This is a genomic window from Chryseobacterium electrogenes, assembly GCF_053553015.1.
Map to the genome: position 1 here is coordinate 2,452,128 of NZ_JBNPPB010000002.1, position 22,170 is coordinate 2,474,297.

The 22,170-nt window shown below is 34.4% G+C and carries 21 protein-coding genes and 2 tRNA genes; 13 read left to right on the forward strand and 10 right to left on the reverse strand.

Annotated elements, in window-relative coordinates; translation table 11 throughout:
• The first annotated feature begins 8 nt into the window (after positions 1 to 8).
• From ACQQ6V_RS11280 to ACQQ6V_RS11290, 3 genes are all read left to right on the forward strand, one after another.
• A tRNA-Asn gene (locus ACQQ6V_RS11280) sits at positions 9 to 82 on the forward strand.
• Between the two features lie 194 nt (positions 83 to 276).
• Positions 277 to 350, forward strand: a tRNA-Asn gene (locus ACQQ6V_RS11285).
• A 58-nt stretch (positions 351 to 408) separates the two neighbouring features.
• Positions 409 to 1,107 (forward strand): class I SAM-dependent methyltransferase, encoded by a 699-nt coding sequence (locus ACQQ6V_RS11290; protein WP_448845624.1) that lies wholly within the window; start codon positions 409 to 411, stop codon positions 1,105 to 1,107.
• Between the two features lie 11 nt (positions 1,108 to 1,118).
• Here ACQQ6V_RS11290 and ACQQ6V_RS11295 read toward each other — a convergent pair whose 3' ends face one another.
• From ACQQ6V_RS11295 to ACQQ6V_RS11310, 4 genes are all read right to left on the reverse strand, one after another.
• Positions 1,119 to 1,625, reverse strand: coding sequence for a hypothetical protein (locus tag ACQQ6V_RS11295; RefSeq protein WP_448845625.1), 507 nt, complete (start codon positions 1,623 to 1,625; stop codon positions 1,119 to 1,121).
• A 10-nt stretch (positions 1,626 to 1,635) separates the two neighbouring features.
• Positions 1,636 to 2,835 carry a diaminopimelate decarboxylase gene (gene lysA / locus ACQQ6V_RS11300; protein WP_448845626.1) on the reverse strand — a complete coding sequence of 400 codons (1,200 nt, stop codon included), beginning with the start codon at positions 2,833 to 2,835 and terminating at the stop codon, positions 1,636 to 1,638.
• A gap of 366 nt (positions 2,836 to 3,201) precedes the next feature.
• Positions 3,202 to 4,425 carry a 3'-5' exonuclease gene (locus ACQQ6V_RS11305; RefSeq protein ID WP_448845627.1) on the reverse strand — a complete coding sequence of 408 codons (1,224 nt, stop codon included), beginning with the start codon at positions 4,423 to 4,425 and terminating at the stop codon, positions 3,202 to 3,204.
• Between the two features lie 77 nt (positions 4,426 to 4,502).
• Positions 4,503 to 6,026: a helicase HerA-like domain-containing protein gene (locus ACQQ6V_RS11310; RefSeq protein WP_448845628.1), complete on the reverse strand. Its 1,524-nt coding sequence runs from the start codon at positions 6,024 to 6,026 to the stop codon at positions 4,503 to 4,505.
• A gap of 259 nt (positions 6,027 to 6,285) precedes the next feature.
• Here ACQQ6V_RS11310 and ACQQ6V_RS11315 point away from each other — a divergent pair, with 259 nt between their 5' ends.
• Positions 6,286 to 7,695, forward strand: coding sequence for an MBL fold metallo-hydrolase (locus ACQQ6V_RS11315; RefSeq protein ID WP_448845629.1), 1,410 nt, complete (start codon positions 6,286 to 6,288; stop codon positions 7,693 to 7,695).
• 52 nt (positions 7,696 to 7,747) lie between these two features.
• Positions 7,748 to 8,047 (forward strand): thioredoxin family protein, encoded by a 300-nt coding sequence (locus ACQQ6V_RS11320; protein ID WP_448845630.1) that lies wholly within the window; start codon positions 7,748 to 7,750, stop codon positions 8,045 to 8,047.
• Between the two features lie 38 nt (positions 8,048 to 8,085).
• On the opposite strand, the gene ACQQ6V_RS11325 is transcribed toward ACQQ6V_RS11320, so the two are convergent.
• Both ACQQ6V_RS11325 and ACQQ6V_RS11330 read right to left on the reverse strand, forming a co-directional pair.
• Positions 8,086 to 8,844, reverse strand: a complete 759-nt coding sequence (locus tag ACQQ6V_RS11325) for an amidohydrolase (protein ID WP_448845631.1) — start codon at positions 8,842 to 8,844, stop codon at positions 8,086 to 8,088.
• Between the two features lie 108 nt (positions 8,845 to 8,952).
• On the reverse strand, positions 8,953 to 9,150 hold the full coding sequence (locus ACQQ6V_RS11330; protein ID WP_448845632.1) for a hypothetical protein: 198 nt from the start codon (positions 9,148 to 9,150) through the stop codon (positions 8,953 to 8,955).
• Between the two features lie 190 nt (positions 9,151 to 9,340).
• Here ACQQ6V_RS11330 and ACQQ6V_RS11335 point away from each other — a divergent pair, with 190 nt between their 5' ends.
• From ACQQ6V_RS11335 to ACQQ6V_RS11345, 3 genes are read left to right on the forward strand one after another with little or no spacing between them, the layout of a single operon-like run.
• The gene (locus tag ACQQ6V_RS11335; protein ID WP_448845633.1) at positions 9,341 to 10,684 is read left to right on the forward strand and encodes a 2TM domain-containing protein; all 1,344 of its coding nucleotides are present in this window, start codon (positions 9,341 to 9,343) and stop codon (positions 10,682 to 10,684) included.
• Positions 10,671 to 11,240: a methyltransferase family protein gene (locus tag ACQQ6V_RS11340; RefSeq protein ID WP_448845634.1), complete on the forward strand. Its 570-nt coding sequence runs from the start codon at positions 10,671 to 10,673 to the stop codon at positions 11,238 to 11,240. Before ACQQ6V_RS11335 ends, ACQQ6V_RS11340 begins: the two co-directional genes overlap by 14 nt.
• Positions 11,241 to 11,246: 6 nt before the next feature.
• Positions 11,247 to 11,993: a LytR/AlgR family response regulator transcription factor gene (locus ACQQ6V_RS11345; RefSeq protein ID WP_448845635.1), complete on the forward strand. Its 747-nt coding sequence runs from the start codon at positions 11,247 to 11,249 to the stop codon at positions 11,991 to 11,993.
• Between the two features lie 101 nt (positions 11,994 to 12,094).
• Here the strand turns inward: ACQQ6V_RS11345 and mnmA are convergent, their stop codons facing one another.
• Positions 12,095 to 13,282 carry a tRNA 2-thiouridine(34) synthase MnmA gene (gene mnmA / locus ACQQ6V_RS11350; protein WP_448845636.1) on the reverse strand — a complete coding sequence of 396 codons (1,188 nt, stop codon included), beginning with the start codon at positions 13,280 to 13,282 and terminating at the stop codon, positions 12,095 to 12,097.
• A 114-nt stretch (positions 13,283 to 13,396) separates the two neighbouring features.
• Here mnmA and ACQQ6V_RS11355 point away from each other — a divergent pair, with 114 nt between their 5' ends.
• Entirely contained in the window at positions 13,397 to 13,921 is a 525-nt protein-coding gene (locus tag ACQQ6V_RS11355; RefSeq protein WP_448845637.1) for a hypothetical protein, read from the forward strand.
• 80 nt (positions 13,922 to 14,001) lie between these two features.
• Here ACQQ6V_RS11355 and ACQQ6V_RS11360 read toward each other — a convergent pair whose 3' ends face one another.
• A complete protein-coding gene (locus ACQQ6V_RS11360; protein WP_448845638.1) occupies positions 14,002 to 15,669 on the reverse strand; it encodes a DUF6909 family protein in 1,668 nt (555 codons plus the stop codon).
• A 312-nt stretch (positions 15,670 to 15,981) separates the two neighbouring features.
• Between ACQQ6V_RS11360 and ACQQ6V_RS11365 the strand changes: the two genes are divergently transcribed.
• Complete coding sequence (locus ACQQ6V_RS11365) at positions 15,982 to 18,180, forward strand: glutamine synthetase III family protein (protein WP_448845639.1); 2,199 nt, start codon at positions 15,982 to 15,984, stop codon at positions 18,178 to 18,180.
• A gap of 225 nt (positions 18,181 to 18,405) precedes the next feature.
• Complete coding sequence (locus tag ACQQ6V_RS11370; RefSeq protein ID WP_448845640.1) at positions 18,406 to 19,056, forward strand: C40 family peptidase; 651 nt, start codon at positions 18,406 to 18,408, stop codon at positions 19,054 to 19,056.
• 49 nt (positions 19,057 to 19,105) lie between these two features.
• Here ACQQ6V_RS11370 and ACQQ6V_RS11375 read toward each other — a convergent pair whose 3' ends face one another.
• On the reverse strand, positions 19,106 to 20,119 hold the full coding sequence (locus ACQQ6V_RS11375) for an aminoglycoside phosphotransferase family protein (protein WP_448845641.1): 1,014 nt from the start codon (positions 20,117 to 20,119) through the stop codon (positions 19,106 to 19,108).
• Positions 20,120 to 20,204: 85 nt separating this feature from the next.
• Between ACQQ6V_RS11375 and xrtF the strand changes: the two genes are divergently transcribed.
• Positions 20,205 to 20,741: an exosortase family protein XrtF gene (gene xrtF, locus ACQQ6V_RS11380; protein ID WP_448845642.1), complete on the forward strand. Its 537-nt coding sequence runs from the start codon at positions 20,205 to 20,207 to the stop codon at positions 20,739 to 20,741.
• Positions 20,728 to 21,159: an exosortase F system-associated membrane protein gene (locus ACQQ6V_RS11385; RefSeq protein WP_448845643.1), complete on the forward strand. Its 432-nt coding sequence runs from the start codon at positions 20,728 to 20,730 to the stop codon at positions 21,157 to 21,159. Before xrtF ends, ACQQ6V_RS11385 begins: the two co-directional genes overlap by 14 nt.
• Here ACQQ6V_RS11385 and ACQQ6V_RS11390 read toward each other — a convergent pair.
• Entirely contained in the window at positions 21,156 to 22,160 is a 1,005-nt protein-coding gene (locus tag ACQQ6V_RS11390; RefSeq protein ID WP_448845644.1) for a cation diffusion facilitator family transporter, read from the reverse strand. The genes ACQQ6V_RS11385 and ACQQ6V_RS11390 overlap by 4 nt on opposite strands.
• Between the last annotated feature and the right edge of the window lie 10 nt (positions 22,161 to 22,170).

Consider the following 22,170-nt stretch of genomic DNA (forward strand, 5'->3'; position numbering starts at 1 on the left):
AAGGACATTCCTCCTTAGCTCAGTTGGTTAGAGCATCTGACTGTTAATCAGAGGGTCGCTGGTTCGAGCCCAGCAGGAGGAGCAAATCCCAAGCAGAAATGTTTGGGATTTTTTTTTGTTTAAATTTATAAGAATTATTAAATTTTTTCTAATTAATAATCAGATAGATACGCCGAAACCGCTTATAGAAAGTAGTTTTTTAATATTTATTTCTAAAATAAGGTTTGGTATTATAAATAAAATAATTATCTTTGCATCACCTTAAAAGAGGAACATTCCTCCTTAGCTCAGTTGGTTAGAGCATCTGACTGTTAATCAGAGGGTCGCTGGTTCGAGCCCAGCAGGAGGAGCAAATCCCAAGCAGAAATGTTTGGGATTTTTTTTGTATAATCACTTTCTTTAATAATTATGGATTTACCAGGACTCGCCATTAAGGATTTTTACCAGAAGACCAATAAAGGAAAACTCTATGTTCACGATCAATTCGGGCCAAAAGTAGAGATGCCTATTTCCCTTTATTTCAGAAATGAAAAACAATTACCAAAGTTAGAATCGTTGGCATTAGGTCATTGTAAAGGAAAAGTGTTAGAAATTGGTGCTGGCGCAGGATCTCATGCGTTAATATTACAAGAGAATAAGATCGATGTAACGGCTTTAGAAATATCGCCAGCTTCTTGTGAGGTTATGACAGAAAGAGGCGTAAAACAAGTTGTTTGCGAGGATTTCTTTGCTTATTCTGGTGAGAAGTATGATACGCTTTTATTATTGATGAATGGCATCGGACTTTGTGCTGATATCGATGGCTTAAGAACCTTTTTAAAACAATCAGAAAGTTTGTTGGAAGAAGAAGGTGCAATTATCTTTGACTCTTCTGATATTGCTTATATGTATGAAGAATCAGAGTTTCCCGATGCATATTATTACGGTCAGGCAAGAGTCTGTTATGAGTATAAGGGAAAGATTGACACTGCTTTTAATTGGTTGTATATCGATCAAAAAAAATTAAAAGAAATCGCCCAAGAAGAAAATTGGGATTTAGAAATCATATATCAAGATCATCAAGATCAATATCTTGCTAAGATGAAAAAGAAAAAAGCCGCTAATTAGCGGCTTTTATGTTATTGTGGATTATCAATGATTAAAGAATCAAATGCTAGTTTTACTCTAATTTTAGAATCTATTGCAATACCGTCACAAGTTGCAGGGATCCATTTTCCTTTAACCTTTTTTACAGCAGATTTAAGATCTTCATAGAGGTAGCGAGTATTAGGAATAGCAGGTCCAGAGACAATATCTGTAACATTGCCTAATCTATTAATGGTTACGTCAATATAAAAACTGCCATCTGCAGCATACAAGTCAGCATTAATGGATTGATTAATTCTTTTTCTTAGATTTTGTAAGAAATCAGCTTCGCCAGTTGCATATTTTACAGACGAAAATTGATGTCCATCTTTGGGTAAGCATTTATTATCAGCTAATTGATATACTCCTTTTACATCAAAAGTCATCACATTTCTAGAAGCGTCTAAGCTTACAGAACTGTCTTGTTGTTGCTCTTCTACATCAACTTGTGCGTAGACTACACTTGATAATATTGTTAATAATAATGCTATATATTTCATAAAAACTAATTTACAGAATTTCTATTTGATTTCTTAATAAATCTTCAAATTCATCTCTTTTTCTAATCAAATGAGCTTTGCCGTCTAAGAATAACACTTCAGCAGGCTTTAACCTAGAATTGAAATTAGAACTCATCTCAAATCCATAAGCGCCAGCATTTCTAAAAACGATGATATCGCCTTCTCTTACTTCATTAAGCTTTCTGTCCCAGGCAAAAGTATCCGTTTCGCAGATGTTTCCTACAACAGTATAGATTCTCTCTGCACCATTAGGGTTAGATAGATTTTCGATTTTGTGATAAGCATCATAAAACATAGGTCTAATAAGATGATTAAAACCCGAATTAACTCCAACAAAAACCGTTGCTGTGGTATGTTTTATAACATTGGATTTCACTACAAAATGTCCAGATTGACTGACAAGATATTTCCCTGGTTCAAACCAAAGCTGAAACTCTTTTCCAGATTCTTTAGCAAAGTCTTTCATCGCTTTGTCAACTTTCTTTCCCAGAGATTTAACATCAGTTTCCATGTCTCCATCCTGGAAAGGTACCTTGAAACCACTTCCCATATCTAGATACTTAAGATTAGGAAAATGATGTGCCAGATCAAACATAATTTCTAAGCTTTGTAAGAAAACGTCAGGATCCTTAATCTCGCTTCCTGTATGGATATGAAGTCCTTCTACATTGATATTAGTAGATTTTACAATACGCTCAATATGTCGCATTTGGTGGATAGAAATCCCGAATTTACTATCGATATGTCCCGTAGAAATTTTATAATTTCCACCAGCAAAAATATGCGGATTGATTCTGATAAAAATAGGATAAGCATCTCCGTGCTTGTTCCCGAATTGTTCTAACATCGAAATATTATCAATGTTAATATGAACATTGTGGCTCATTGCTTCTTCTATCTCACTGATGTCTACGCAATTAGGCGTAAAAAGTATTCTATCATTGGTAAAGCCTGCCTTCAATCCTAATTTGACCTCGTTGATAGAAACACAGTCTAGATTAGCGCCTAGCTTTTCAACATATTTTAAAATATTAATGTTGGTTAATGCCTTGGCAGCATAGAAAAATCGAGTGTTCTCAGAGAAAGAACCGGTCAACTTTTCATACTGTGTTTTAATCGATTCTACATCGTACACATACACTGGTGTACCGTATTCGTCTGCGATTTTTAATAAATCCTGATTGGTCATAATCTTAATTATTTAGAAATAAAAAGGCAGATTCTTATAAAAAGAGCCTGCCGCAATAGATATCTTATGCCCGCAACTCTTTACACATTCCAAACCTTAGAGAACCTTACAGCTCCCTTTTTACCGATTTTGCTTTGTAGAAAATATTGCATGACGTTTTGTTAAAAATTTATGCAAAATTAGAGTTTATCTATAGATCTTGCAATGTTTTGTATTATTTTTTATTGGGGCAGCCTTTCCGCCTTCCGTTCCCGCTATTTTTTTCCGAGGCTTACGTCCTTCCAAAAAAAATGAGCTCCACTCAAGTCGGGCTGCGGAGATCCTATTTTTGTTAAGATTTAGCACTTTAACATTTAATAGAATAGATTATTTTGGCAATGGCGAAGTGTCAAATTCTCCTCGCAACAATGACAACTGCAACTCATTTTGTAAGCTTGGAGATGTCGAGTGTATTGGGATTTTTAACTTATCAATTTTAGCTATGCTTTCAATTTGATTATATAATTCATAGAAACCATAGGCTTTTAATCTCCCTTTTTCGAAGACTAAAAATGATTTTTCTCCCAAGTGTCTGCCTTTGCCGCTCCAGATTTCGGTTCTGTCTTTAAGATTGATTGTATTTTTAAAGCTTTCGAAATCAGATAATTTTTCGCTAGAATTGATATAATTAACTGCTTTAAGACCTTGTGTAAAGCTTTTGAATTTTAAATAAGGTTGTGGATCCGTCTGTTTGTCGAATTTGTCCACCACATATTTTTCATTTCTATAAAACAGACCGTAGCTTAATTTTTGAGGTTTTGACAGATTTTTAGTTTTCATTAAAAGCTGCGCAATAATTTCATTTCCAGCCAACTCGTAATGGATTTGTTCTACCTCATTTTGTAATTTAACGTACTTTTTAATATTAGAATTAAAGATTTTTTTAGCCGTTTTGTACAGATCATCCACCAAGTTGTAGAAAATAATTTTCCCCTCAGCATTTTGAAAATACAATATCCCTTTCTCAGCGGGCAGATCCTCTGTTAATTCTTTAATTTTATTGACATAAGTCGTGGCTTTGCTCTCATCAAATTGCGACTGAATGATCTCAAAATCTTTGTCCTTGATAATCAAAAGTTTTAGCAAGTCCAAAGTCGCTCTCGCATCACCACTCGCACGGTGTGCTTCTGTCAATGGGATTCCAATCGATTTGCAAAGTTTGCTTAAAGAGTAACTTTTCTCGTCCGGGATTAACTTTTTAGCCAAAGGAATTGTGTCCAGCGTATTGATTTTGAAGTCATAACCCAATCTTTTGAAAGATTGACGCAACATTCTATAATCGAATTCTATATTGTGACCAACTAGGGTAGAATCTTGTGTGATTTCTACAATCCTTTTGGCAATTTCCTGAAATTTTGGCGCGGTTTTCACCATGTTAGGTGAGATGCCAGTTAGTTTTTGGACAAAATTAGAAATCTCAGATTCTGGATTAACCAGTGAGATAAATTGGTCCACAATCTCATGACCATCATATCTATAGATGGCTATTTCTATTATGTTTTCTTGACGGTAAGGCCCGCCATTGCTTTCTATATCTACTACGGAATACATCTACATTCTGCGTTCTACGATTTTTGCAAAATTAAAGTTTATTAATTAAAATGCTAAAAAACGTTGGGTTATAATATTTATCTTTTTTTGTTACTAGCCTTAAACATGCCTATAAGCAATTTTGATAGTTCTCTCATCAATGTATTAAGGAAAGTTTTTCCGGCACTGGATTTTATGACTTGTTCTAGCACGCCGGGCTCTTCTTTTATAGGTTTGGCTTTCTGTGTTGGTGTTGCGGCAGGCGTTTGTTCCGTTTTGCGGTTGAGCGCGTCAGCAGCAGATCTATTGGTTACATCTTGCTGATATTTAGCTACCAGAGCAGATTTGCTCGTCAGCTCTGTCACTTCAGAATCTGTCAAAACATCCATTCTTGATTCTGGCGAAATAAGGTAAGTCTGCACCAACGGCGTGGGAATACCTTTCTCATCTAAAGCTGTAACAAAAGCCTCGCCAATTCCTAAATTTTGAATTAAATTAGACGCGTTATAATATTCTGTAGTTGGATAATTTTCAACAGCTTTTGATATTTCTTTTTTATCTTTTGCGGTAAATCCTCTTAGAGCATGCTGGATTTTTAATCCTAATTGAGATAACACATTTTCTGGTACATCACCAGGAATCTGAGTGATAAAATAAATGCCGACTCCTTTTGAGCGGATTAATTTTACCATCGTTTCAATCTGAGAAAGCAAGGTTTTAGAAGCTTCATTAAAAATTAAATGTGCTTCGTCTATAAACATTACAAACTTCGGTCGCCCGCTGTCGCCTTCTTCTGGAAATGTCGTGTATATTTCTGCAAATAATGACAACATGAAGCTAGAGAATAGTTGTGGCTGATTTTGGATATTGGCAACCCTCAAGATATTAACTACGCCTTTGCCATCTCTCGTTTTTACAAGATCATTAACATCAAAGCTTGGTTCTCCAAAAAAAGTATTGGCACCTTGCTGCTCTAACGCTACAATAGATCGTAATATTGCGCCTAAAGAGGCTGGCGCAATAGAGCCGTAATCTGCGGCTAGTTCTGATTTGCCTTGAGGATTATTGGTGAGATATTGTAAAGTATTCTTCAGATCTGCAAGAACCAACAGAGGTATATCTTGATCATCACAATATTTGAAGATAATAGAAATGATACTTTGTTGTGTGTCATTTAAGCCTAAAATTTTACTTAATAATATAGGGCCAAATTCCTTGACAGTAGATCTTAGTTTAACACCTTTTTCGCCAGAAATAGACATTAATTCTACAGGGAAAGCTTGTGGCTCATAAGGCAATCCAGTTTTGGCATAACGCTCATCAATAATGGTATTTCTGCTCCCAGCTTCTGCAATGCCCGAGAAATCCCCCTTAATATCAAGCACCAAAGAAGGGATGCCAGCATGAGATAACTGCTCTGCAAAAACCTGTAATGTTTTGGTCTTTCCTGTTCCTGTTGCTCCAGCAATTAATCCATGTCTGTTGATGGTTTTCAGAGGGATAGTGACGTTAACTTCAGGGATAACTTCACCATCTAGCATGGCTTTTCCTAGTATGATATGATCCCCTTTTGGGGTATATTTTGTATTTAATTCGGTAATAAATTTTTCTTTATCCGCCATGGTTTTAACTTTAATTAAAAGGTTAAAGATAATTATTTTTATCTCATATAAAAGGAACTTATATAAGGGATTACGATCTTTTATCCACAATTTTTTTTCAATAATTTTTTTAGTAATTTTGTGATAGTGGTGTTTTGTAAATTTTAGAACCTACAATTTTTCAATTGATTAGGTATAATTATTTAACAAAATTTCAGTGAATTTATACTAAAGAAGTATGATATTTGCTTAATGCTAATGATTAAATTTTAGAAAAAAAATGAAAGTAGAACAAATATACACAGGTTGTCTTGCGCAAGGTGCTTATTACATTGTGTCAGAAAATGAAGCGGCAATTATTGATCCTCTAAGAGAAGTATCTCCTTATATTGCTAGGTTAGAAAAAGATGAAGTTAAGCTAAAATATATTTTCGAAACACATTTTCATGCAGATTTTGTATCGGGACATTTGGATTTAAGCAAAAAAACCGATGCTTCTATTGTGTATGGACCAACGGCAAAACCAGAATTTGAGGCTATAATTGCAGAAGACAATCAGATTTTCGAAATCGGAAAAATTAAGATTAAAGTACTGCATACACCAGGTCACACTATGGAAAGTACAACTTATCTTCTCATAGACGAAAACGGAAAAGAAACAGCCATTTTCTCTGGAGATACTTTATTTTTAGGAGATGTGGGACGTCCTGATCTGGCTCAAAAATCGGCTAATATGACGCAAGAGGATTTGGCTGGGATTTTATACGATAGTTTGTATGCTAAGATATTGCCTTTGGCAGACGATATTACAGTTTATCCAGCACATGGTGCAGGATCTGCTTGTGGCAAGAATATGCAGAAGGAAACAGTAGATACTTTAGGTAACCAAAGAAAAACCAATTACGCACTTAATCAGCCAGATAGAGAATCCTTTATACGTGAAGTTTTAGATGGGTTAACAGCTCCGCCGAAATATTTCGGGATGAATGTTGCTCTTAATAAAGGCGGTTACCAAAGTTTTGATCAAGTTATGGCAAAAGGTAAAAACCCATTGTCCGTTGAAGATTTTGAACATCTTGCTGAAGAATCTGGTGCGTTGATTCTGGATACGCGTGGTGCGGCAGACTTCCATAAAGGATTTGTACCTAATGCTATAAATATTGGACTAAAAGGTGATTTTGCACCTTGGGTTGGTGCTATGATTGTAGATGTTAACCAGCCATTGTTATTGGTGACAGATATTGGGACAGAAGAAGAAGTGATTACAAGATTGAGTAGAGTAGGATTCGATAATGTATTAGGCTATTTGGACGGCAGTTTTGACTCTTGGAAAAGCTCAGGAAAAGAAACTGATGAAATTAAGAGAATTACACCACTTCAATTTGTGGAAGATTATACAGAAGATGCTAAAGTTATTGATGTAAGAAAAATTACAGAATATACCGCAGAACATCTTGATCAGGCTTACAATAGACCATTAGATGTTATCAGTGATTGGGTAAAGTCTGTGGATGATTCTAAGCATTTTTTCTTACATTGCGCTGGTGGTTATAGAAGTATGATTGCCGCTAGTATCCTTAACGCTCATGGTATCAGAAATTTTACCGAAGTTGAAGGCGGTTACAATGGTATTAAGAAGACTGGGAAAGCAAATACGTCTGATTTTATATGTCAAACTAAAACTCTTTAACTTGAAATAATATTCAAGGAAAATAGAGCAAACATAAAAACATAAAGTAATTATGTCACAGAAATTTCAAGAAATTATTAACTCAGAAAGACCTGTATTAATCGATTTTTTTGCAACATGGTGTCAACCTTGTAAGGTGCAATCTTCGGTGCTGACAAGTGTTAAAGACAAGGTTGGAGAAGCCGCGAGAATCATAAAAATAGATGTAGATCAATATCCTGCAATTGCCGCAGAATATGGTGTGCGAGGCGTACCAACTTTAGCCGTTTTTAAGCATGGAGAATTGCTTTATAAGCAAAGTGGCGTGCATGATGTCAATACATTAACACAACTTTTGGAGAGTTACAAATAAAATAGAAAGCCGAAAATTAAGTTAATTTTCGGCTTTTATTATTTTATATCAAATTGATCAGCATCCTTCAAGAAAGGGAATTTTTCTCGGAAAGCTTTCAAAGTATTTAAATCAAAATTAGCCATCACAAGATTTCCTTTTTTCTCAGAAATTTCTTGTCCATCAGGAGAATAGACCAAAGAACTTTCTTCGTATTCTAGACCATTTCCGTCTGTACCAATTCTGTTAAGTCCAAAAGTATAGCTTTGGTTTTCTATGGCTCTTGCCTTAAGTAAAGTACGCCAGGCATCAACTCTTGTTTTGGGCCAATTGGCAACATTAAGCATGATATCATAATCATCAATATTCCGCTGGAACACGGGGAATCTAAGATCGTAACAAACTTGCAATAGAATTCTGAATCCTTTGTATTCAATTATTTTTCTGACAGTGCCAGGATAATAGATTTTATCTTCGCCTGAGTAAGAAAAAAGATGGCGTTTATCGTAATAATCGAAGGTTCCGTCTGGTTTTACAAAGTAAAAACGATTATAAAATTTGTCGTTTTCTTCTACAGAAACACTTCCTGCAACTGCTGTATTGTATTGTTTTGCAAACTGTTGCATCCATGACAAGGTTTCTTCATTTTGGTCTGCTATTTCTTCTGCATCCATACAGAATCCCATAGAGAACATCTCTGGAAGTAAGAAAATATCGGCTTCCATAGTTTGAAATTCTTGTTCGATCTTAGAAAAATTTTGAGATTTGTTTTTCCAAGAAATATCAAGATTAAGTCCTATGATTTTTAGTGTTGACATGATTGTAATTCTTGTATAAAGTTAGTTATTTAAGCTAAAAATTAGCATGAAAAAAACCAATTTCTAATGAAACTGGTTTTCTTTATTGTAAATATTAAATAGTGTCTTTTACATTAAGGCATTAATCTCTATCCCGTCTCCATGTTCAGTAGATTTTGCTGCCGATTTTTTGCCAAAAAGTCTATGTGTATCTGTATAATCGCAAGAGTAAGATTTATTTTTCAAAACCTTTCTAATAGCAATAACACCTACTATTGCAAATAATCCTAAAGTCCCAGCCAAAAATACTTCTACGTTATTTTTCATAAACATTAATTTTACTGTAAGATACAAAATGTGTTCCTTTTTACCAAAACAAGAGTTTTTTTATGTGTTAAAATTAATTAAAATTTTTAGGCTGTATAATTAACGATTCAGTAGACAAAATTTACAATTGGGCTATTTTTTCTTTCGAGTCCATTAATTTCCGTATACATTTGTTTTATAATTATTGATAATGAATCTGAAAGGTCTCAAAATATTACTTTATATCGCTCTAGGCTCGGGATTGTTTTTCTTTGTCTTTTTCTCAGGAGAAAAATCAATCTACAGCTTGTTGTACAGCACGGCAATTGCAATGTTGTATACTTTTTCTATGGGGATTGGTAATGGCTTGCTTAATGATGTCTTGGACAAAAGGTATTCTTGGGTAGATCAGACTAGGACGAGAGCTATTTTAGGTGTTATTTCTACAGTTGTACTTAATACTATTTTGGTTTATTTCTGTAATTATGTCAATTTTGTATGGATCCAAAAAGCTTCTACAACAGCAGAATTTTTCTCGGGTCGATATAATTTTTCCAATTGGTTTATGATCAATTTTGCGTTGATGATAACGGCTTTTCTTCATGCCAAAGGTTTTATGGATGAGCTCAAAAAAACAACACGCAAAGAAGTTGTAGAGCAGAAATTAATTGCAAAATCTGCCAATGCGCAATTTGAAAGTCTTAAAAATCAGTTAGACCCACATTTTTTATTCAATTCTCTTAATGTCTTGAGTGCTTTGATTGACGAAAATCAAAATCAAGCCCAAAAATTTACGGCAGATATGTCTAAAATATACCGTTATGTTTTGGATCAAAAAGATAAAGAATTGGTGAGCGTAGAAGACGAATTAGATTTTGCAAAAACATACAGTCAGCTTCTTAAGACAAGATTTGAAGATAGTGTGGAATTTGATTTTAATGTTTCAGAATCTGCCCAAAAGCTTTTGGTAGTACCTTTGTCATTGCAGTTACTGCTAGAAAATTGCATCAAACATAATTATGCAACGTCCTCTAGACCATTGTTAATGAAGATGTACCAAGAAGGACAATTTTTATGCATCGAGAATAACCTGCAAGCAAGAGAACAATTGCGAGATAGGGATGGTATTGGCTTGTCTAACATTGTCCAGCGCTACGCCTTATTAGCGGATGAAAATGTCTATATAGAAAAATCAGAAGATTATTTTAAAGTAAAAATACCATTATTAAACCACGATAAAAACTCTACAACAATGAATATTAATACAACAACAGCAACAGACAGCCAGGCTTATGATAGAGCTGCAAAACGCGTCAAAGAACTTAAAGGATTCTATGGTAATCTTATATCTTATTGCATGGTAATACCATTTTTGATTTTTATAAATCTTAGAACATCGCCAGGCTATTATTGGTTTTGGTGGCCGTTGCTAGGTTGGGGATTAGGATTAGCCTCTCATGCGATACAAACTTTCGGGATTGGGAAGAATTGGGAACAGAAGAAAATTAAAGAATTGATGGACAAAGAAAATAAAAGCAATTATGGAAAATATTAATCTATTTTTCTACGCAATTATGACCATTTGGTTTGTGTCTGAGATTCTCTACAAAAGACTTTTGGCATCGGGGAAAACGGATCAAAAAGATAAAGATCAATCAACGCTTAATATGCTTTGGGTGGTTATTATATTATCGATTATTATGGCTAATGTAGTCCGTTTTAATTTGATTTTTCCAATAACAAATTCGATTTTTATCTATTATATTGGTGCTTTTTTAGTTGTTTTAGGGATCTTACTTCGATTTTTTATTATTAGAGATTTGGGCAAATATTTTACTGTAGATGTTACCATTAGAGAAAATCATCAGATTAAAAAAGATGGATTTTATAAGATTATTAGACATCCGTCTTATGCAGCATCATTATTAACTTTTTTAGGTTTTGGATTATATCTTAATAATTGGCTTTCTTTGATTGTTGCTTTTTTACCTGTTTTTTTTGCATTTTCTTATCGGATTTTAATCGAAGAAAAAGCATTGATACAGCAATTTGGTCAAGACTATTTGGATTATAGAAAAACGACATACAAACTAATTCCTTTTATTTATTAATAAAATATGAAGATAAGAACGATTATTATAGAAGACGAAAAACCAGCAGCAAGAAAATTAGAAAGGATGCTGAGTGAGTTTGATGATTTAGAGTTGGTTGCAAGTCTTAATTCTGTGCAAGAAGCTGTAGATTGGTTTTCTGATAATGAGCATCCACAACTTATTTTTTCTGATATTGTATTGGGTGATGGATTGTCGTTCGACATCTTCGAAAGTATCTCTACCAAAGCATTTATCATTTACACTACGGCGTTTGATCAATATACGCTCAAGGCTTTTAAACTCAATAGTATCGATTATCTTTTAAAACCAATTATCAAAGATGACTTAGATAATGCAATTAAGAAATTTCAATCGTTTTTACCAGAAGAAGGTCGAGTTAATGCGCAAGAAATAAGGCAGATTGTTAAGTTGGATAAGCCAAAACTATCTAGGATTTTAGTCAAAATTGGTTATAACCTGAAGGTCATACAGACTCAAGAAATCAGTTGTTTTTTCAGTCAGAATAAAATGGTTTATTTACAAACTCAGGAAAGAAATTATCCAACGGATTTTACCTTAGATGAGTTGGAAGAAGTTTTGGATGATAAGGACTTTTTTAGAGTCAATCGTCAGTTTATTATTCAATCAAAATATATTAAAAACATCCATACGTCGCCATATTATAAAGTCGAATTAGAATCTCAACCAGAAGAAGAAATCACGGTCAGTAGAGATCGTGTTAAAGATTTTAAAAGTTGGTTGTCGAGCTAATAGAAACCAGATTTATAAAATATCAATTTTGATTAAAAATGAAAAAAGCTTTCTCATCTACGAGAAAGCTTTCATATTTTGTTTCAATTAAATCCTAGAAATTAAGAAATAACGCCGCTGCCGAACAGTTCTTCGCCAAGATACCAAGACGCGAATTGTCCCTCTGCAATGGCAGATTGTGTGTCATCAAATTCTACATAAAATGCACTCTCGAATTGGTAAATTGTTGCTTCTTGCAAAGTCTGTCTATAGCGATAACGGGCTTGCACTCTCATGCTTTCACCATTTTTCAGCTTAAGATCCTCACGTACCCAATGCACTTCTGAGTTATCGATTTTAATAACCTTTTTATGAAGACCAGGGAAACTGTGACTTTCTCCTACAAAGATGATATTGTTTTCCATATCTCTGGAGATTACAAAACAGCTTTCTTTGTGACCGCCAATACCAAGTCCTTTGCTCTGTCCCGTCGTGAAATAATGGGCGCCAAGATGCTTGCCAATTACTTTTCCGTCCTCTTTTTTATATTTTATATTTTGAGATAAATAATCCAGTTCTTCTAATTTCGAATTAAAGCTTGGCAGCTCTTTTTGGAATAAAGGAGAATCTCGGAAGATCTCTACAATTTCGCCTTCTTTGGTTTCTAATTGTTGTTGCAAGAAGGTTGGCAAGCTTACTTTTCCGATAAAGCAAAGTCCTTGAGAATCCTTTTTATCAGCGGTAACTAGTCCTATTTCTTTTGCAATTTCTCTTACCTCTGGCTTTGTTAACTCACCAATCGGGAATAAGGCTTTAGATAATTGATCTTGATTAAGCTGACACAAAAAGTAAGATTGATCCTTGTTATTGTCTTTCCCTGCCAACAGATGGAAAATCTCTTTACCATTATCGTCCTTGGTAGAATCCACGCGCGCATAATGTCCAGTAGCTACTTTATCAGCACCTAATGACATAGCGGTTTTCATAAAAACATCAAATTTTACTTCGCGGTTACACAAGACATCAGGATTAGGCGTTCTGCCTTTGGCATATTCGTTAAACATATAATCTACAATGCGCTCTTTGTAAAGCTCGCTCATATCGATTACTTGGAAAGGAATACCTAATTTTTGTGCCACCATTAGTGCGTCATTACTGTCTTCTATCCATGGACACTCGTCTTCTAGAGTTACGGAAGCATCGTTCCAGTTACGCATAAAAAGGGCGATCACTTCGTGACCTTGTTGCTGCAACAGATAGGCAGCAACGCTAGAATCTACACCTCCAGAGAGGCCTACAACTATTTTCATGTTATTTCAATTTTACGAAACTCTTCACGGGAGTTCTTAGTTTGATTATGCAAAAGTACGATTAATTGATTCTCAAAAAAAGTATTAATTTTAGACATTGAAAAAAACGATAATATGAAAAAGCATTTTATTCTTTTCGGTTTATTGATAGGATTATCAGCGACAGCACAGATTTCTACATCTGCAATGACACAAGAAAATCGGTGGACTTATGGTGGTAATGTTGGCTTGGGTTTTGGGAGCAATAATTATTTTAATGTTCAGGTTTCACCGAGAGTAGGCTATCGCTTAACAGAGGATTTGGAGGCTGGTGTAATGGGAAGTGTGAGTTTTCAGTCTTCTCGTTATTATCAATCGACCATGTTTGGAGTTGGTCCTTTTGCCAATTATTATTTAGGGAGAAGTTTTTTTATCGGGACTTCTTTTCAGCAATATTTTATCAATTATAAAGAGAAACACACGGATTATAAATATGATAAAGACGAAAGCGCACTTTATCTAGGTGGCGGTTATATGCAGAGAATTAGTAATGGTGCCTATTTTCAGATTGGTGTGATGTATAATGTACTATGGAAGAATAATAGCAGTATTTTCTCCAGCGGATTAGTTCCTAATATTGGTTTTGTAGTAGGGCTTTAGGATTCTTTAAAATATCTAAAAACAAAAATCCCAACGTTGTAAATAACGTTGGGATTTTCTATTTTAAATGTACTTCAAAATTATTTTTGAGTAAGGATTTTCTCAAGAATTTTTAATGTAATAAGATATGTTGGTTTTACACCAGTTAATCCTAATCCTCCAGAAGAAAGTGTACTTCCTGTTTCTAGTGGGTTATCAGACGCATAATACGCATAACACACAAAAAGATCTTCACTAATGTGATGACGGATTTTGCTAGCCACTTGTATCGCTTTTTGATAGTGAGCACCTTCCATTTCTAGACCAATAGCTTTCCATGATGTGTTCATAAAATAAGAAAGAATGTCTTTATTCTGAAGTGATGTACCAAGTACGGTAATCATTGGTCCTTCAAAAGCCTTAAGCTCATCATCTTGGAAATCCTCCAATGTCAAAGCATTCTCGAAAGGATAATTATCTGCAGTACCTTCAAAGATGTGAGACGTTGGGATCATAATGTCACCTTTCTGTCCTTCTAAGATACCTGCTTTCCCCATGATAGAGATAGATTTTACCTTCATAGTATAGACTTCGCCGTGGGCATCGTATGGTCTCAATAACTCATCCATAACCTCATAAGCTTGTTCTCCGAAAGCATAATCGAAAACTAAAATCACCTCGTCGCCCGCAGGATTAAGATCTGCAAAAGCGGAGTTTTTTAGGTTAGTTTTAGCAACATCAATAATCTGAACATCGATATTACTACCGCTCTGATCTTTGATATAAATTAAACCTTGCTCTTGAGACGTATGTAAAATCTTATCTTGAAGCGCTTTTTTATTACTAATCTCTTCGAAAAGTTTGTAGTCAATCTCTTTTTTAGCTTTTTTTCCTAAAGCGTCATTGGCGTACAACATGTTTTTTACACTGTGCATATTGGCACTAATGATGTGTAAAGGTCTCATGTGTAGGTTATTTTCGTAAAGAACCGCCTTTATTTTATTTGCCCATTTTTCGCCAAATAAATGGTGACCAACACGCTCTTGTAGGATAGAAGAGAAGTAGATCTCACGCTGTCTAGTTTCCTTATAATCCTCTAAACTTACCTGACCTAACCAATAGATAATCTTGAACAATCTGTCTGGATTAGCATCATCACCGAAGTCATTATAAGCATCTAGCGTCTCATCAAAAGTTCTTCCTAATAAAGAAGAAAGGTGGATAATTGCCACTTCTTTTTCTTTACGGCTAAATTTCTTTTCGCCCAAAGCTACTTCTTCAATGATTTTCCAAACGCGTCTTGGTCTTCCTCCGTTTTGCATGTCAAATCCGATATCACGAATTTTATCAGCCTCTAAGTAAAGGAAAGTTAAGTGGGTTAGGATATCATAGATTTCAGAACGGCCTAGTAGAACTTCGATGTTCATCTGGTGATCATCAATACGATAACAGTTTCTGCGACGTTTTTTAGGAACGATAGGCTCAAAACTTCCTTTTTCGAAACCTTCGTCAGACGTTAGATGGATAAAAGCACATTCTTCTATACCTTCTGGCAAACGATCTAGTACATAAAGAAGACCGCTTAGCTCTATTTTGTGAGGGTTGCCCATTGTGCCATAAATCTCTGGCTGAATGATCATTAAAAGTTTTCTTAATGATTCTCCAGAAACCCCTCCAGGTTTAAAAAATCCTCTATAAAATAAGTGCCTCATAGAAACGTATAATCTTTCAATAGCTTCTGTAGTCTCTCTTGCTCTAGAATTTACCATAATGTTTTTTTGAATTTAGAAAAGTTCGCTAAGTTACGAAGTTTTATTGGATATTGCTAATTCTGTGTAAAGATAGGACTTACGGATGTTATTTCAAATCATATTGTACTATTTCAAATTGAGTTTTAATAAAGTTCATAATAAGTTAACAGATCTAAGTCTCATATTTTAATTTTTGTTCTAGTTGCGTTGATTTTTCAGGGGTTGTTTTAGTTTAAAATCATATTTATTAAAATTTAACATTAAAAAATAGGGGTGTTTTGATTTTGTTTTTACTTTTTTTATAAATTTGCCCTATAAAAATATACGCCAATGTCAACATTACGATTTAAAGCCTTAGGAGAACTTCCTTTTAGAAATTATAGAAAAGACAATTTCATTGAAGTTCCTACCAAGTTATCAGAATTATTCTGCCAAAATGTATTTTCAGAATACACGATGAGAGAATATTTAACTAAAGAAGCATTCCAATCTATTATGGATGCTATTAAAAAAGGAAGTAAAATCCCAAGACATATTGCAGATCAAGTTGCTGTAGCGATGAAAGATTGGTCGATGTCAAAAGGCGTTACGCATTATACACACTGGTTTCAACCATTGACGGGAACTACGGCAGAAAAACATGATTCGTTTTTTACGCCAATTGAAGGCGATCGCGCGATTGAGCGTTTTAATGGTGGAATGCTAATTCAGCAAGAGCCAGATGCGTCTTCTTTTCCTAATGGTGGGATCAGAAATACATTTGAAGCAAGAGGTTACACAGCTTGGGATCCTACATCTCCAGCATTTATTATGGGAACGACATTGTGCATTCCTTCTATCTTTATTTCTTACACAGGCGAAACTTTAGATTATAAAACGCCTTTGCTAAGAGCGCTTAATGCGGTTGACGAAGCAGCGACTGATGTTTGTAAGTCTTATTTTGATAAAAACGTAACAAAGGTAACACCTACTTTAGGTTGGGAGCAAGAATATTTCTTGGTAGATTCAGCTTTATATATGTCTCGTCCAGATTTGGTACTGACGGGAAAGACGTTGTTAGGACATTCTCCAGCAAAAGGCCAGCAGTTGGACGATCATTATTTTGGGTCTATTCCGACCAGAGTTATGAATTTTATGAAAGAATTGGAAATCGAGTGTATGAAACTCGGGATTCCTGTTACCACACGTCATAATGAGGTTGCGCCTAACCAATTCGAGTTGGCTCCAATGTTCGAAGAATGTAATGTTGCTGTAGATCATAACTCTTTATTAATGGATGTTATGGCGAGAATTGCACATAAGCACCATTTCCATATTTTATTCCATGAAAAACCATTTGCAGGAGTTAACGGGAGCGGCAAGCACAACAACTGGTCTTTAGCAACTGATACAGGCGAAAACTTATTAAGCCCAGGTAAAAATCCTAAGAAAAACTTACAGTTTTTGACATTCTTCGTGAACACAATTAAGGCGCTTAATGATTATGCAGATCTACTAAGAGCAAGTATTGCATCAGCAAGTAATGATCATAGATTAGGCGCCAATGAAGCGCCACCAGCGATTATTTCAGCATTTATCGGAAGTCAATTATTCTCAGTTTTAGAAGAATTAGAAAAAGTGACAGATGGTAAATTATCACCTGAAGAAAAAACTGAATTAAAGTTAAATGTTGTTGGTAAGATCCCTGAAATCTTGTTAGATAATACGGATAGAAACAGAACATCACCATTTGCCTTTACAGGAAATAAATTCGAGATTCGTGCTGTTGGTTCTTCTGCTAACTGTGCTGAGGTAATGACGGTTATGAATGTTATTGCGGCTAATCAGCTTAAGATTTTCAAGAAAGAAGTAGATGCTTTGATTGAAACTGGTCTTAAGAAAGATGAAGCTATCTTCAATGTTTTGAGAGAGTATATTAAGGAATCTAAAAATATTTTGTTCGAAGGTGATGGTTATTCTGAAGAATGGGAAGTAGAAGCTAAAAAAAGAGGTCTTAATAATCTTAAAACTACGCCAGAAGCTCTAAAACAAGAATTGAACAAGAAATTCTCTGACCTTTATGAAAGTCTTGGTATCTATTCTCACAGAGAATTTGAGGCTCGAAATGAAATTAAATTTGAGAAATATTCTACCGTTATTGACATTGAGGCGCGTGTGTTAGCAGATATCGCAAGAAATCATATTATTCCTGCAGCGCTTAATTATCAAAATAGATTGATAGAAAATGTAAAAGGACTTAAGGAAATTTTTGGAGAAGGAGAATTTAAGAATTTGGCTAAAGAACAAATCAGCCTTATCACTCAAATTTCTGAAAATGTCTCAAAAATGAAAATTGGTGTAGATGATCTTTTGACAGAGAAAGAAAAAGCTAAAACAACTCAAGATACACATCTTCAAGCTGATGCTTATTGCAATAAAGTAAAACCATTGTTCGATGTAATTAGATCCGCTTCTGATGATCTAGAAATGATGGTAGATGATGAACTTTGGCCAATGACTAAATATAGAGAACTTCTATTTACGAGATAGGCAAGTTAGATAAGTGTTAAAAAACCTTAATTAAAATTAAATCGCAAAGTCCATTAATAGGGCTTTGCGATTTGTTTTTGTTTAACATTCTTAAAATAAATGTTAAAATGTGTTAAATAGGAGAGGTAGTGTTTTAAAATGAAAACCCCTTCCGATGGTATTCTCTAAATTTGCTCTGCGTTTGAAATTAAAAATACCTAATCTAACACGTCTAAATTAATATATATGAAGATAAGAATTCTGTTTTACGCCGTTGCTGTTATTTCGACATTCTCGTTACAATCATGTGTATCTAACTACGTTGTTTCACAACCTAATATATACAAAACAGATGCCAAATTAGCATCTTTAGATATAAAAAAACCAACTATTACAAAAGATGCCAACAAAATAGGAGAAGCAATGGTTTCTCTTAATAATGGACAAGCAGCACTTAAGAACAGTATTATCGAAGATGCAATAAAGCATGAAAGAACAATCGACAATATCCTTAATGAAGCTAGTACATATCTAGGTACTCCATACCGTTACGGTGGTACAACAAGAAACGGAATAGATTGTTCTGCTTTTGTACTTTCTGTTTTTGGAGCAGCTGTTGGGATGAATCTTCCTAGAGTTGCTGCAGAGCAATCGCAAGAAGGAGATTCTATCGATAAAACAGAGCTGAAAAGAGGTGATCTTGTTTTCTTTGCACACGGAAGAGGTCGTATCTCTCACGTAGGTATCGTAGAAGAAGTAACCGCTGAAGGAGAAATCAAATTTATCCATGCTGCAACCTCTAGAGGTGTTATGGTATCTTCTCTTAATGATAAATACTGGGGACCAAAATATAAATTTGCGAAAAGAGTTGTTAAAGAAAATGGATTAAACAACTAATTGATCTAAATATAAAAAAATCCTCAAGTCTTATGACTTGAGGATTTTTTTATGCTGTTAACTCTATAATTTTCAGTTTTGTTTCTTCTGAGTTTAATTTTAAAATTAATTGATGGAGCTCAGGATAATTTTTAGTTATATCGCCTATTACAGCAAGTTTCTCGATGTTTTTAATGCCTTGCTCTAGACTTTGTAAAAAATGTTTTTTTCGCTGTATAATCCCTCGGAATCCGTATGCACCCAGTACTTGTAGATAACGCATCATTAATAAAGGCTCTAATGATTGTTTCAGACGTTCGACTTCTAAGCTATTATCCCAGAATTGATAGTAATAATTTAGCATTTCGATTTTAAAGTCTTCAGGGAAATTAGCTTTAGCTTGATACAAAAAGGAAATAACATCATACATTAACGGACCGTGCATGGCAGCTTGATAATCTATAAAATGTACATTGTTCTCATGATCTACCATAATATTTCTAGCTTGAAAATCACGTATCATAATGCCTTTTGGAGATAGATTTTCTACTAAAGTTGTAATGCTTTTAAACTCTTTAAGTAAAGTCGACTTGTGGTAAGGCAACTCCAGAACATCAACTAAAAAGTTTTTAAAATAATATAAATCATGTAAGATTGGCAGATTATCATAGGCTTGATACTCAAAAGAGTTATTGTAATCTATCTTGTTTTGCGTGAGATGCTGTACATGATATAATTGTTCTAGGCTTTGCTTTACCAATTGTCGTACATTTTCTGATAGACCTTCTTCTGTGATAATCTCTGATAAAGTTCTTTCTCCCAAAAACTCTTGGACGTAAAGATCTCTAGCCTCATTAATTGCAAAAACTATCGGTGTGTTAAGCTTTAATGTTTCGAAAATAGTTGAAAAATAAAAAAAAGCTTCATTCTCTCTAATATCATTATTTTGGGTAATAATATATTTTTTATCATGAGCTACTGCAAGATAATTAGCCCGCTGAGAGCCACTTTGTGCTAATGTGCTAAATTGCTGAGCAGTCTCACCAATAAAGGTTTCGAAAAAAAATTGTGCTTTATTCTTCATGATAGCAAAAGTATGAAATTGATTTAGCTTAATAAAAGCTTTCTAAAATAAGCTTTCTATTTCAGAATTGATTAATTTTGTTTTTATGTTCAAAGATTTTTATCCAGTCCTAAAAATACTACTTCGCTTTGTGGGAATATACTTAGTGCTGGTGTTGCTATATCAATGGTATCTTAGTTCTGCAGGTGATCCTGTGTTGGATCCTATCTCTAGATGGGTTGGAGAACAGGCTTCTTGGCTCCAAAATCAGATTAATTATCCGACTATTATGATAGATGGAGAAAAAGGAGTTGGTGTATATTTTTACGTCAAAGAACAGTACGTTTCTAGGATGGTAGAAGGTTGCAATGCGATTTCTGTTATGATTATGTTTGTTTCATTTGTTTTTGCCTTCTATAAAGGCTATAAGACATTTTTATTTGTCTTTGTAGGGCTTCTGATACTGCATATTATGAACGTTCTCAGAATTATGGGGCTTAATATCGTCCTTAGAGATCATCAGGAATATGGAAAGATATTTCATGATTATGTTTTCCCTGCGGTTATATATGGAACGGTTGTGACGCTTTGGGTTGTTTGGATTAAATTTTTTGCCTTAAAAAAGTCAGATGAAAGCAATTAATTGGATTTTTATTTTAATAGGAATTAGTGGGCTGATTGGGGTAAGGATTCTTGAAAGTCAATTATTTTATGATCCTTTTTTGGAGTATTTTAAACATAGCGGTAATGGTAAGATTTTCCCTGAGGTTAATTGGTGGCCAATGACGGCGGGTTATCTATTTCGGTTTTTGCTTAATTTTATATTTTCTTTGGTCATTGTTCAGTTTTTATTTCAAAAGAAAGCATGGACTTTACAGGCTGCTGTGCTGATTCTGCTTGTGTTTTTGATTGTATTTCCTATCTATTTGATTTGTATTCATAATCACTTTGAAATCGGCGAAATGTTTGTGTTTTATATCAGAAGATTTGTCATTCAGCCTTTAACATTGTTATTAATTGTACCGTTGTTTTATTATAGGAAGCATCTAGAAAACAATTAATTATCAGTCGTATGCTTATCTGGTTGTGTGACCGATGTAACATCCCAGACTACCTTTTTCTGGAAAGGTCTTTCTCTTACAGGGCAATCTTTAACTTGGCAAATCTCACATGAGATAGGCTTACAGTCGTCCATGTGGAAGTTAAATTCTACTTGTCTTTCGGTATGACCTACCAATAATATAATGACCTTTTCCATTTCTTGATGTGCTTCTCTCAGAGAGTAATAATAGGGAAGTGTTATGTGGGCGTCAATATGTAAATTAGCCCCGAATTGCTGCACTTTCATATTATGTATGTCTATCCAGTCTATCTCTCTGTTATCTTCTAAAACCTTGATTATTGCAGAAACAATCTCTGTATCTTGTTCGTCCATAATCCCACTCAAGGATTTTCTAGTAATCTTATAGCCAACTACAATAATATACAATCCGAAAAAGGCCGCAACGACTGCATCTAACCAATATAGTTTTGTAAAATATACAATGATTAGACTTAATACAACACCTGCTGTTGTAATAGTGTCGCTTTGTAGATGTTTCCCAGAGCTTTGTAAGACAAGAGAATTCTCTTTAACTCCTTTTTGATAAGAAATATATCCCATGATATAATTAATGACAGCAGTAGCGGCAATAATCGCCATTCCCCAATCTAATTGACCCGGAATATTTTTACTAAGTAAAGAATTAATCGCTTGTACAATGATGATAATCCCAGCAAAAATAATGAGAGCGCCTTCTATACCAGAAGTGATAAATTCTGCTTTGCCGTGGCCATAAGGATGATTGTCATCTTTTGGTTTTGCAGCAAGATATAAGGCATACAATCCCATGAAAGCAGCGATGATGTTAACAATACTTTCCATCGCATCAGAAAATACAGCATCTGAGTTGGTTAATCGCCAAGCAATAAGCTTTGCAACAAAAAGAACAATACCAACGATGGCAATATTACGTTGGAAAGCAAAGTTTCTTTTTTCTATTGTTTGATTGGAAGTTGTCATAAAATTTGAG

Coding starts and splice junctions, on each gene's coding strand:
- ACQQ6V_RS11320 (WP_448845630.1), top strand. CDS start 7,748: ATGTCACAGAAATTTCAAGAAATTATTAACTCAGAAAGACCTGTATTA.
- ACQQ6V_RS11390 (WP_448845644.1), bottom strand. CDS start 22,160: ATGACAACTTCCAATCAAACAATAGAAAAAAGAAACTTTGCTTTCCAA.
- ACQQ6V_RS11340 (WP_448845634.1), top strand. CDS start 10,671: ATGGAAAATATTAATCTATTTTTCTACGCAATTATGACCATTTGGTTT.
- ACQQ6V_RS11295 (WP_448845625.1), bottom strand. CDS start 1,625: ATGAAATATATAGCATTATTATTAACAATATTATCAAGTGTAGTCTAC.
- ACQQ6V_RS11290 (WP_448845624.1), top strand. CDS start 409: ATGGATTTACCAGGACTCGCCATTAAGGATTTTTACCAGAAGACCAAT.
- ACQQ6V_RS11365 (WP_448845639.1), top strand. CDS start 15,982: ATGTCAACATTACGATTTAAAGCCTTAGGAGAACTTCCTTTTAGAAAT.
- xrtF (WP_448845642.1), top strand. CDS start 20,205: ATGTTCAAAGATTTTTATCCAGTCCTAAAAATACTACTTCGCTTTGTG.
- ACQQ6V_RS11310 (WP_448845628.1), bottom strand. CDS start 6,026: ATGGCGGATAAAGAAAAATTTATTACCGAATTAAATACAAAATATACC.
- ACQQ6V_RS11360 (WP_448845638.1), bottom strand. CDS start 15,669: ATGGTAAATTCTAGAGCAAGAGAGACTACAGAAGCTATTGAAAGATTA.
- ACQQ6V_RS11335 (WP_448845633.1), top strand. CDS start 9,341: ATGAATCTGAAAGGTCTCAAAATATTACTTTATATCGCTCTAGGCTCG.
- ACQQ6V_RS11345 (WP_448845635.1), top strand. CDS start 11,247: ATGAAGATAAGAACGATTATTATAGAAGACGAAAAACCAGCAGCAAGA.
- mnmA (WP_448845636.1), bottom strand. CDS start 13,282: ATGAAAATAGTTGTAGGCCTCTCTGGAGGTGTAGATTCTAGCGTTGCT.
- ACQQ6V_RS11385 (WP_448845643.1), top strand. CDS start 20,728: ATGAAAGCAATTAATTGGATTTTTATTTTAATAGGAATTAGTGGGCTG.
- lysA (WP_448845626.1), bottom strand. CDS start 2,835: ATGACCAATCAGGATTTATTAAAAATCGCAGACGAATACGGTACACCA.
- ACQQ6V_RS11315 (WP_448845629.1), top strand. CDS start 6,286: ATGAAAGTAGAACAAATATACACAGGTTGTCTTGCGCAAGGTGCTTAT.
- ACQQ6V_RS11305 (WP_448845627.1), bottom strand. CDS start 4,425: ATGTATTCCGTAGTAGATATAGAAAGCAATGGCGGGCCTTACCGTCAA.
- ACQQ6V_RS11375 (WP_448845641.1), bottom strand. CDS start 20,119: ATGAAGAATAAAGCACAATTTTTTTTCGAAACCTTTATTGGTGAGACT.
- ACQQ6V_RS11330 (WP_448845632.1), bottom strand. CDS start 9,150: ATGAAAAATAACGTAGAAGTATTTTTGGCTGGGACTTTAGGATTATTT.
- ACQQ6V_RS11355 (WP_448845637.1), top strand. CDS start 13,397: ATGAAAAAGCATTTTATTCTTTTCGGTTTATTGATAGGATTATCAGCG.
- ACQQ6V_RS11370 (WP_448845640.1), top strand. CDS start 18,406: ATGAAGATAAGAATTCTGTTTTACGCCGTTGCTGTTATTTCGACATTC.
- ACQQ6V_RS11325 (WP_448845631.1), bottom strand. CDS start 8,844: ATGTCAACACTAAAAATCATAGGACTTAATCTTGATATTTCTTGGAAA.